Origin of the sequence: Microcoleus sp. AT3-A2, assembly GCF_036705685.1 — a bacterium.
Taxonomy (GTDB): Bacteria; Cyanobacteriota; Cyanobacteriia; order Cyanobacteriales; family Microcoleaceae; genus Microcoleus.
The window spans coordinates 1-11,601 of record NZ_JAUBVF010000038.1; the positions used below are offsets into that span (position 1 = coordinate 1).

The window sequence follows — 11,601 nt, forward strand, 5'->3', positions numbered from 1 at the left end:
TAATTGGGTCAACAGGTAAAAGATGAGTAAAATTACTCATTGACAATAGTGCTTTTAGCTTAACTTGTGAGTAATGGCTTTATATGAACCTTCGGCTGTCATAAAATTATCTTTATTCTTGCTTGGAAACCTAGATTATAATAGAACTGCGCTTTAGTGCAATTCTCGTTGCGGAGATCCACAACCACAGTTGGCGGACAGATGCAGGACGGGAGCCAGGTAATTCCTCTATTGTAAGAAGATGACCGAGACGATTTTAGATTTGGGATTTGGGATTTTGAATGAGAGTTTCAGCGGTTTAAAGCCCCTAGTTTCAACTAGGTCACAAATCGAAAATCGTAAATTCCAAATCTAAAATGGGTTGACGATTACCTAAACTGACGATGTTGTGTGGCAACTAATCAACTATGCCCCAGACTTTACCTCAACCGCAGAAACGAACATTTTTAGTTGTGGATGACCATGCGATGGTGTTAGGTGGCACGCTTAACATTCTGAAGCAAGAATATCCAGAGGCAGACATTCTGACGGCTCCGACTGCTCAGGCAGCCCTTGAGCAAATAGCGCAGAGGACCCCGGATTTGGTGATTGTGGATCTGGTGATGCCACAGACGAGCGGCGAAACGGCGCAAGCAAATTCAGGGCTTCAACTTCTCAAAACGTTGATGGATAAGTATCCGAGTCTGAATATTGTGGTGCAGAGTGCCCATGTTCGGACTTTAGTTTGGCTGAAACCGTCGATCGACAATCACATGGGCGGATTCACGGTTGTTGATAAGAGTCAGCCCATGAAAGACTTGCTGGCAATGGTTGATTGGGCGCTGCACGAGCGGATTTATACACCCAGAGAGATCCGCAACGGGCTGCAACTCAAACCCGCCTGGATGCAGGTGTTGCAATTTGCTTTTCAAGAGAGCTTGCAGGATACTGCGATCGCCAAACGGATGAATGTTTCTGAACGCACTGTGCAGTATTACTGGACTAAGATTCGAGATGTGCTAGAGGTGTATCCTGAGGATGATAAGAATCTGCGGATTCAAACGGAAGTGCGAGCTAGGGAAGAAGGATTGATTGATTAGTGAAGCGTGATCAATGGCAAGCAGTGAAAGCGGGTGTCACGACTTGGGGGCGAGGAGCGCTTCCAGGGGTGATGGTGATTGCCGGTGTGACGATCGCTCGATTGACGGGTGCGCTTCAGTTTTTGGAGTTGGTGACGTTCGATCGATTTCTGCGGCTGCGTCCCCCTGAGCCAATGGATGAACGGATTGTAATTGTCGGCATCACTGAGGAGGATATTCAACGCGCCAGAACTTATCCGATTCCAGATCGCGAAATTGCCGATTTGCTTAAACGGTTGCAGGCCTATCAACCGACTGCGATCGGGCTGGATATTGTCCGCGATATTCCGGTTGAGCCGGGTAATGCTGAACTAACATCGGTGTTTCGCAGCAGCAAGAATACCATCGGAGTGGAGATTGCCCTGCCCGATCGCAGTGGCTTTACCGTCGCACCTCCGCCCGCCCTGCCACCCGAACAGGTTGGCTTTGCAGATTTCGTATTCGATGCAGATGGCTACCAGCGCCGCAGTTTATTGGGCGCTCACAATCCCCAGCAGGAATACCGTTTTTCCTTCGCGATCCGGCTGGCAGAACTCTATTTAGCAACCCGAGGAATTAAGCTAGGTAATGGAATTCGCGACCCAGAGGCTAAGCGCTTTGGCAGCATTGAATTTACCAGAGTGCAGTCAAACTCTGGCGGATATGTGGGGGCGGATGCTGGTGGCAACCAGATTTTGCTGAATGTTCGCAGCGGGACAATGCCGTTTCGCGTGCTTTCTCTGTCGCAAATCAAATCGGGACAGGTCAACCCGGATTGGATTCGAGGCAAAATTGTGCTGATTGGGATGATGTCTTTTAGCGCGAAGGATCAGGCAAGTTCAGGTGCGCTCGCAGGCATCAATCCCGGACGGATTTACGGAGTCGAAATGCAGGCCCACGAAACCAGCCAGATGATTAGCGCGGTGCTTGATCGCCGAGCGTTGCTTCAGGTTTGGGGTGAGGGCTGGGAAACGCTCTGGATTGCGGTCTGGGGACTCTTGGGGATGAGTTTGGGACGATTTCTGCGATCGCCCTGGAAAATTTTGATCGGGCTCTTAATCGCTAGTATTAGCCCGATCGCGCTCTGTTACTGGCTCATTCTTTTGGGATGGTGGGTGCCAATCGTACCTGTATTGCTCGTACTCGTGTTGAATGGGGCTGGGTTGACGGCAGCGTTATTTTATCGCCACGAACAGGAACTCCGACTGCGGTTAGAGGAACGTCAATTTGCGATCGAGCAGACCTTTAACGCGATTCATAGCGGGCCCTTACAAACATTGGTGGCGATTTTGAGAAGCGCTCAGGAACCAGCAACACCGCCGCCATTTCTACCGGAGTTGCAACGCCTGAATGAAGAATTACGGGCGGTTTACGGATCGGTGCAGCGAGATGCGATCACGGATGAACCGCATCTTCGCATGGGAAGCGCGATCGAATTGGCCCTGCAGGCTCCATTGCATGAATTGTTGTACAAAGTCTATTGCAACACGCTCGAACAAGAACTGCCTTACCTCAAAACGCTCAAATTCAAAATTGTGCAGTTCGATCCTTTGAACACCTCGCATCTGCGGTTGGAACACAAGCGATCACTCTGCCGCTTTCTGGAAGAAGCGCTCTGCAATGTGGGGAAACACGCGATCGAAGCTACTCGCTTGACCGTAATTTGCACTCAAGAAGGCGATCAGCAGGTGATTCGGGTGGCGGATAATGCCAAGGGGAACCCGTCTGACGCAGAAGCGCTGAGTTCCGGTGAAACGAACTGGGACAGGGAGACAACTCAATATCTAAACTCTAAACTCCAACCTTCAGGATTAGGAACGCAATTGGCAAACAATTTAGCCAAACAATTAGGGGGAACATTTCGGCGCTACCCAAATGTACCGAGGGGGACAGTGTGCGAGTTAACTTGGTCAGCCAAACGGCGCTGGTTCTGGTAATTGGTTCCTCAGAGTTAGCATCCGAATTATTCATTCATCTCTCTCTTCTCTTCCTCTGTGTTCTCTGCGTTCTCTGCGGTTAAATCATTCCGATCCAACTGGAATTGATATCACACTTGCTATATCTTTGCGCTTTCCCGCAAACGAAGCTTGTGGGCAGTCCTCTATTGTGTTTGTGTATTGTTGATTACTGTAGAAATAGTTACAGAGGGGATTCAGACGATGACTCACGGATTGAAGCGTCGAACCATTTACTCTGCGGGCCTTGCGAGTTTAATGCTGAGTGTTTCGCTCTCTCTCGCTCCTGTAGCGCTGGCAAAATACACTCCTCCTCAAAACCCTTCTAAACCGAAAGATACGGGGACGAATACCACTCGCGGCGGCAGTTGCGAAGCTAATTCACCGGCGGGATTGACTGTCTTGGTGCCGTTTAGCCATGTGGGAGAGACGATTTCTGGGCATCCCACTTTTACCTGGTTTGTACCCGATCGCACTTCTCATCCCCTGCAATTCCGCCTGTTCAGCTCTACGGGACAACCACTATACAAAACCGAGATGCAGAGTCAGCCGGGAATCATGCAGTTTTCGCTGCCGCCAAATCTGCCCCAACTGTCGATCGGGCAATCCTATCAGTGGCAAGTGGTTTTGGTGTGCGATCCGAATGCTTCTTCGATGAATGTGGTGGCGATGGCAGAAATCCAAGTGGTGCAGCCTGCGGAGTCGTTGCAGGCTCAACTTGCAGCCGCGCAAACTCCCCAACAGCGGATCGACTTGTATGCGGAGGCTGGACTGTGGTATGACGCGATCGCCGAAGCGCGCAAAGCCTCTGAGACTTCTCAAAACCAAGCGGCTGTGCTGGAATTGCTAGATGCTCTTGCTAGTTTGGAAGCCGAACCTTTGAAGGAATGGAGCGATCGATTGCGACAAATTAGAGCGATCGAACAACAGCGCCAACTCCCGCCACCCAAACCCTAAAATCCCATGCAGCCTTTCTCCCTAAAACTGCTCAAATCCAGTAATCGTAAAGTGCGATCGGGCTTCCTGTTTCCCCTCGCCTTTTGCCTTTTGTCTGTTGGCTTTTACATTCCTCCCCATTTCCCACTCCCGGCTGCTGCTCAAACTACGGATGCTCGTAAAATCGAGGCCGATCGGCTAATGCGGCAGGGCAACCAACAGTATCAGACTAGCCAATTAAGAGCAGCGCTGAACTCCTGGCAACAGGCACTCCAAATTTATCGCACCCTCAAAAACCGCCTTGGGGAAGGTACGGCACTGGGCAGTTTGGGAGTCGCTTACCGCTCTCTAGGTGACTATGCCAAAGCGATCGAGTATTCACAGCAATATTTAGCCATCGCCGGCGAAATTAAAGACCGCCTTGGGGAAGGTAGGGCATTGGGCAATTTGGGAAACGCTTACAACTCTCTGGGCGACTATGCCAAAGCGATAGAGTATTCACAGCAACAGTTAGCCATCGCCCGCGAAATTAAAGACCGTCTAGGGGAAGGTACGGCACTGGGCAGTTTGGGAGTCGCTTACCGCTCTCTAGGTGACTATGCCAAAGCGATTGAGTATTCACAGCAATATTTAGCGATCGCCCGCGCCCTCAAAAACCGCCAAGGGGAAGGTGCGGCACTGGGCAATTTGGGAGCGACTTACCTCTATCTAGGCGACTATGCCAGAGTGATCGAGTATTCACAGCAACTCTTAACCATCGCCCGCGAAATTAAAAACCGCCTTGGGGAAGGTGCGGCACTGGGCAATTTGGGAGGTGCTTACCAATCTCTAGGTGACTATGCCAAAGCGATTGAGTATTCACAGCAACATTTAGCCATTGCCCGCGAAATTAAAGACCGCCTTGGGGAAGGTACGGCACTGGGCAATTTGGGAGTGGCTTACAACTCTCTAGGCGACTATGCCAAAGGGATCGAGTATTCACAGCAATATTTAACCATCGCCCGCGAAATTAAAGACCGCAATGGGGAAGGTAGGGCACTGGGGAATTTGGGAGCCGCTTACCGCTCTCTAGGCGACTATGCCAAAGCGATCGAGTATGCACAGCAGACTTTAACCATCGCCCGCGAAATTAAAAACCGCCTTGGGGAAGGGAATGCACTGGGCTATTTGGGAGCGGCTTACCGCTCTCTAGGGGACTATGCCAAAGCGATTGAGTATTCACAGCAATATTTAACCATCGGCCGCGAAATTAAAGACCGTCGAGGGGAAGGGAATGCACTGGGCCTTTTGGGAGCCGCTTACCTCAACCTAGGCGACTATGCCAAAGGGATCGAGTATTCACAGCAATATTTAACCATCGCCCGCGAAATTAAAAACCGTCTAGGGGAAGGTACGGCACTGGGCAATTTGGGAGTGGCTTACAACTCTCTAGGGGACTATGCCAAAGCGATCGAGTATTCACAGCAATATTTAACCATCGCCCGCGAAATTAAAGACCGTCTAGGGGAAGGTACGGCACTGGGCCTTTTGGGAAATACTTACCGCTCTCTAGGTGACTATGCCAAAGCGATCGACTATTCACAGCAATATTTAGCCATCACACGGGAAATTAAAGACCGTCTAGGGGAAGGTAGAGCGCTCACCAACCTTGGATTGGCCCTCTTGAAAGCTGGCAACTCCACAGAAGCTGAAAAAATGCTGCTCAATGGGATTCAAGTTTGGGAATCGATGCGTCAACTGCTCGGCTCCAACGATGCGAATCAAGTCTCCATCTTTGAAGGACAAGCTGGCACTTATCGGACTTTACAACAAGTCCGAGTGGCTCAGAATAACCCGATCGCCGCTTTAGAAATTGCCGAACGGGGACGTGCCCGTGCCTTTGTCGATCTACTCACACAGCGCTTATCGTCAGGTGATGCCAATCCGGTCATCGCCGCTGCTCCCAACCAGGAGCAAATTCGCCAAATCGCCAAAGCACAGAACGCGACTTTGGTGCAGTATTCCATCATCTACGATACTTTCGAGATCCAGGGCAAACAAGTAGGGCGGGAATCCGCGCTCTACATCTGGGTGATTCAACCCACGGGCGAAATTACCTTTCGTGAGGTAGACCTCAAACCCCTCTGGCAAAAGCACAACCGCTCCCTAGCCAACTTGATCGTTGGCAATCAAGAATTCCTGGCTGTTCGCAGTCGCAGCACTGGTTTCGTCAACCCCCAAATCGACTTGCCGACGCTGCATCAACTGCTGATCGAGCCCATTGCCTACCTCCTACCCAAAGATCCTAATGCCCGCGTCATTTTCATTCCTCAACAATCGCTCTTTCAAGTGCCATTCCCCGCTCTCCAAGATGCTAACGGCACTTACTTGATCGAAAAACACACTATTCTCACTGCCCCCTCGATTCAAGTTCTGGCATTAACCAGGCAACAACGACAGAAATTAGCACAGAAGCAATCCCACAGCGGCAGGGCTCTAGTATTGGGCAATCCCATGATGCCGAATGTGCCTTCCTATCCCGGAGCGCCTCAACAAGTCTTACCGCGACTCCCCGGAGCCGAAACGGAAGCCAGAGCGATCGCGGGTCTGCTGAACACTCAAGCCATCACAGGCGCTCAAGGTACAAAAGCTGCGATCGTTCAAAAAATGCCCCAGGCCTCGATTATTCATCTGGCAACACATGGATTGCTGGATGATTCGTGGGGATTGGGAAGTGCGATCGCCCTGGCTCCCTCTGGTAGCGACAACGGTTGGCTAACCGCAGCAGAAATTCTAGATATGAAACTGCAAGCAAACTTAGTCGTACTGAGTGCCTGCAATACTGGAGAAGGCAAAATTACCGGGGATGGGGTGACAGGCTTGTCGCGCGCTTTGATTTCGGCAGGAGTGCCGAGTGTGATTGTTTCTTTATGGGCGGTTCCCGATGCGCCGACATCCGAATTGATGCAGGCATTTTATCAAAACTTGCAAAATAATCCCGACAAAGCACAGGCATTGCGGCAAGCAATGTTAACCACGATGAAAAACCATCCCAAGCCGCGAGATTGGGCGGCATTTACTCTAATTGGGGAAGCAGAGTAAGTTTTTATGAAGGGCGATCTCTATTAGATTAGGGTTAGTTTGTGCGTTGCAGTAGAGTTGGGCGATCGTAGTATTTTCGTAAAAAAACTCGTTTCTGGGCCCCATGTAATTTTCTTTCGATCCCCGTAGGGACAAGGCATTGCCGTGTCCCTACAATAAAGCCGTGTCCCTACAATAAAGTTAATCAGGCGGCAAGATATTTTTGCATTAGTTGCACTTTCCCGCAATCAACATTGCACCCATCTCTTCATCAGGTCTGTGGGTAGAACGAGTGAAATCCCCATCTGGTTTGCTTAATATTCAAGTAATGAAAGACTCGAATTAAAAAATAGTTTTGTACTACATAAATTCAGTCTTCTGTTTACTAAACGTCGCTGTTTATTACATATATTTGCAAGATAAAGCCGATGAAAACACACAAATCAATTCTGCCAACCAAAGCAAAATGGGTCTCTAAAGTCATTGGATTTTCACTGTTGAGTGTTCCACTCATGTCCAATCTTACCCATGCACAATCCGGATCGCCTACCCCTCAAATCGGATTCAGATTTAAACAATCTCAGGAATTCAATGTGGGTGCAGTCACTACTGTATCGGTCTCTACAACTTACGAAGGAGACTCCGGCAGTTGTCACGGTCAGTTTTACTTCTCTTATTTTCAGACTTACACCGATACTCACACGGAGGAAGCCTCCGAGCACGCAACATTCATTTCCAGCAATACGCCGCCTGCTCCCGGTTTGCGCGTTGCGATCCGAAATGTCACTCCTGGGATTGACAAAAACCCTTCTCCCCATACCGATCGTGAATACCATAAACCTCCAACTTCGGAAGGATTTAAAGTGTCTCTTGGCACAATTCACAGCGGTAGATTTTTAGCGGTGCAACCCGGAGAAAACCACTTTTCCTATGAGATAAAACGCGGTAAAACCATCATTGAATCTGGTACTTTCACCGCTAGAATTGACCACCAAACTCAAAGTAGACAACGCTATCAGAATATTGCTGGCAAAAGTGCTAGGGAATGTGAATTGGAATATAACCAGCAGAGGGAATATGACCGACAGAAGGAGAAGCCAAGAAGAAGGCGTTGATTAATCAATCTTTTGAACTCATGAAAGGAGTTGAAATCAAATGAATCGACCTACGCCCAAGAACCACAAGAGCAACATCAATGATTGGTTGGGAAAGCTATTCTTTTTCATACTCGCGCCTAGTTTTTTATGGTCAGTAGCTGGACTGATGTATGTGACGATTCCCGCTCGCTATCGAACCGAAGTGGACTTTCGAGCTAGAGCAGTTAGAACTGACGGCATCGTCACTAAAAAAAATCAAAAAACAACTTGTTATGGAGGAGGACTCGGTTGTTTTTCTAGTTGTGACGTAACCGTGAAATTTCAGACAGACTGGGGGAAAACTATTGTGTTTTCCAACAGTTGCACGTCTGCGAAGGAAAATCAAACAGTTCCAGTATTGTATGACCCAGACTCTTCCCCCGTCAAAGCTCGGATTGATATAGGGGATAGTCCTGAAAGTCGAAGAACAAACGATTTCATATCGTCATTCATTTTTGTCCTTTTTGGACTCGGTTCACTCATTACTGGCTTTTCAATCTATGGAACAAAGCACACACAAGATTGAAAGAGTGATGTCTACAGGACTTATGCAACGGGCATCGGGACCATCGACTTGTAGGGTGCGTCAGACTAATTTATCGGGCGATGATCGAGGGTTTGATATCTGACGCACCTTACTAATTGTGACACTTGCGTCCAAGACAGGTCTAGTTTCACATGAATAAATTTTGTAATTTGGAGCAACTTCCATGAAAAATGATTTTGCAGATATAACCTTGTCTACTTCCCTCGCTCAAAACAATCTTCTTCTCGACAGCAACAGCGCCAGCCCGATCGCATTCCCGAACAATCTGAACAATCAGATTCAAGGATTCAACCACTTAAACGATGCGATCTATGGACAAGGCGGCGACGATCCCATGGCTGGACAGGGCTGTGATGACATCGTGCGGGGCACTACTGGCAACGATACACTCTGGGGCAACGCTGGCAAGGATATACTCTTGGGCTATGCTGGCAACGATATACTGTTGGGCAACGGTGACAGCGATACACTTTGGGGTAATGCTGACAACGATACACTCTGGGGCGGTGCGGGGCGAGATGTTTTAATCGGTGGGAGCGATCGCGATATCTTTGCGCTGAAACCACAGGAAGGAACTGATACGATTGTTGACTTCAACCTGAGTGAGCGCGATCGGATCGGTTTAGCTGGAGGGTTAACTTTTGATGAGTTGACCATCTCTCAGGGCACAGGGGACAATCGCAACGATACATTAATCAGCACCGAGACCGGTGAGCTACTGGCAATTCTGAACAACACCCTTGCAAGCACGATCGGCAATGCAGCCTTTCTCACCTTGGGGAATCCAGGATTAGTAACCAGCCAGGGCGATCGGGCAATGCGATCGGATGTCGCGCGCGATGGTTTTCGGGTAGACGGCACGGGCATCAAAATTGGGGTTTTATCTAATAGTTTCAACAGGCTGGGTGGGGCGGCCCAAGACATTGCAAGCGGTGACTTGCCCGTAAAAGGCAAGGTGTTGGCAGAAGATTTGGGAAATAACTTTTCTACGCCGATCGATGAAGGCAGAGCCATGCTGCAACTTATTCACGATGTTGCTCCAGGAGCCGATTTGTTGTTTCATACAGGCTATGCCAGCGGTCAGTTTAACAGCCAGCTAGAATTCTACAAAGCAAGTGAAAAGGCTATGGCTGATGGTATTCGCGCATTGGCAGCTCAAGGAGCGCAAATCATTGTAGACGACCTGCGCTTCGCATCTCAACCGATGTTCCAAGATGGCATCATTGCCCAAGCGATCGATGAGGTCGTCAAAAAGGGTGTTTCCTACTTTACTGCTGCGGGTAACTTTGCTCGCGATAGCTATCAAAGTGATTTCAAGTCGGCTGGGTTCTTCGCGGATTATGGAGAACTTCATGACTTCGATCCAGGAACCGGGGTCGATTTCTATCAAAGCATCACACTGGCGAAAAACGATGCCCTCGCGATCTCATTCCAATGGGACTCGCCGCTCGATCGTTCAACCAACGACCTCGATATTTACCTGGTTGACAATACAAAACAAAAAATCTTGGCTGGCAGCCAACTGTCAAATGTGGGAGGAGATCCGATCGAGTATTTCACATTCCGCAATGATGGTTCGTTTGGCTCGGATCAGTTTAATCTCATGATTGCCAAGCGCTCGGGTTCTGCTCCCGGTTTAATGAAGTACGTGGCGAGTGGTTCCTCTACCTTCAAAATCAACAATTACAACACCAATAGTTCAACTATATATGGCAACGCAAATGCCAGGGGAGTTGCAGCAGTCGGAGCCGCCCCTTACTTTGGCACCCCTGCTTACGGTGTAAATCCTGCAAGATTAGAAGACTTTTCTTCGGCTGGCGGCACTCCGATTCTGTTTGACGAGAGGGGTAATCGTTTACCCAAACCTGAGTTTCGCCCGCAGCCGAAGTTCGTCGGGCCTGACAACACCAATACGACGTTCTTTGGCACAGACATTCCTCAAGATGCTGACGGTTTCCCCAACTTTCTGGGCACATCGGCAGCGGCTCCTCATGTAGCGGCAGTTGCGGCTTTGATGCTGCAAGCAAATCCCCGCTTAACTCCTGCGGAAATTAATCGAGCACTAGAGCAGACGGCTCTGGATATGGACGATCCAAACACCCCCGGTTTTGATGTTGGATTTGACTATGCCACTGGATCTGGTTTGATTCGAGCTGATCGGGCGATCGCTAAAATTGTCGTCTAATTCAGATTAGAGTTCCCATCCCTGCGGCGAGATTGGGGAGGCAGAGTAAGCTTCTATGAAGGTCGATCGCCTGTGGCAGATTGAGGCGATCGCACGACGAGGGCAGAAAGAGCGATCGGGCTAATTCTCTAAATTCCAACTCTAGAATCCTATGCTGTATTCCCCATCTAAGCGACTCAAATCGACCCACTCTAGGCTCACTCATGTTTTCCTAGCTTCCATTTCCCTGTTCCTGCTTGCTACTATCCCGCTATTAACTACTCCTGACTCTCTCTTCCCAGCGATCGCTCAAACTACCGATGCTCGTCAAGCAGAGGGCGATCGGCTGTTGCAGCAGGGGATTCAACAGTATAAGACTAGCCAATTAAGAGCAGCGCTGAATTCCTGGCAACAGGCACTGGAAATTTATCGCGCCATTAAATACCGTTACGGGGAGAGTTGGGCACTGGGCAATTTAGGAGCTGCTTACCTCTCTCTGGGCGACTATACCAAAGCGATCGAGTATTCACAGCAATATTTAACCATCGCCCGCGAAATTAAAGACCGCCAGACAGAAGGTTGGGCACTGGGCAATTTGGGAATCGCTTACCGCTCTTTGGGCGACTCGGCCAAAGCCATTGAGTATACACAGCTCAGTTTAGCCGTCGCCCGCGAAATTAAAAACCGCGAAGGGGAAGGTACAGCA

Annotated in this window: 7 protein-coding genes; all 7 read left to right on the forward strand. The window is 49.4% G+C overall.

What is annotated here, in order from left to right; all coding sequences use genetic code 11:
• Positions 1–407: 407 nt before the first annotated feature.
• A complete protein-coding gene (locus QUB37_RS19595) occupies positions 408–1,079 on the forward strand; it encodes a response regulator transcription factor (protein ID WP_333165140.1) in 672 nt (223 codons plus the stop codon).
• Positions 1,079–3,034, forward strand: coding sequence for a CHASE2 domain-containing protein (locus QUB37_RS19600; protein WP_333165143.1), 1,956 nt, complete (start codon positions 1,079–1,081; stop codon positions 3,032–3,034). The genes QUB37_RS19595 and QUB37_RS19600 overlap by 1 nt, the downstream gene beginning before the upstream one ends.
• A gap of 222 nt (positions 3,035–3,256) precedes the next feature.
• Entirely contained in the window at positions 3,257–4,009 is a 753-nt protein-coding gene (locus tag QUB37_RS19605) for a DUF928 domain-containing protein (RefSeq protein WP_333165145.1), read from the forward strand.
• A gap of 6 nt (positions 4,010–4,015) precedes the next feature.
• The gene (locus tag QUB37_RS19610; RefSeq protein ID WP_333165147.1) at positions 4,016–7,069 is read left to right on the forward strand and encodes a tetratricopeptide repeat protein; all 3,054 of its coding nucleotides are present in this window, start codon (positions 4,016–4,018) and stop codon (positions 7,067–7,069) included.
• A gap of 572 nt (positions 7,070–7,641) precedes the next feature.
• Complete coding sequence (locus QUB37_RS19615) at positions 7,642–8,163, forward strand: hypothetical protein (RefSeq protein ID WP_333165150.1); 522 nt, start codon at positions 7,642–7,644, stop codon at positions 8,161–8,163.
• 731 nt (positions 8,164–8,894) lie between these two features.
• The gene (locus tag QUB37_RS19620) at positions 8,895–10,916 is read left to right on the forward strand and encodes a S8 family serine peptidase (RefSeq protein WP_333165152.1); all 2,022 of its coding nucleotides are present in this window, start codon (positions 8,895–8,897) and stop codon (positions 10,914–10,916) included.
• 151 nt (positions 10,917–11,067) lie between these two features.
• Positions 11,068–11,601 (forward strand): tetratricopeptide repeat protein (locus QUB37_RS19625; RefSeq protein ID WP_333165154.1); only part of this gene is annotated, 534 nt, incomplete at its 3' end.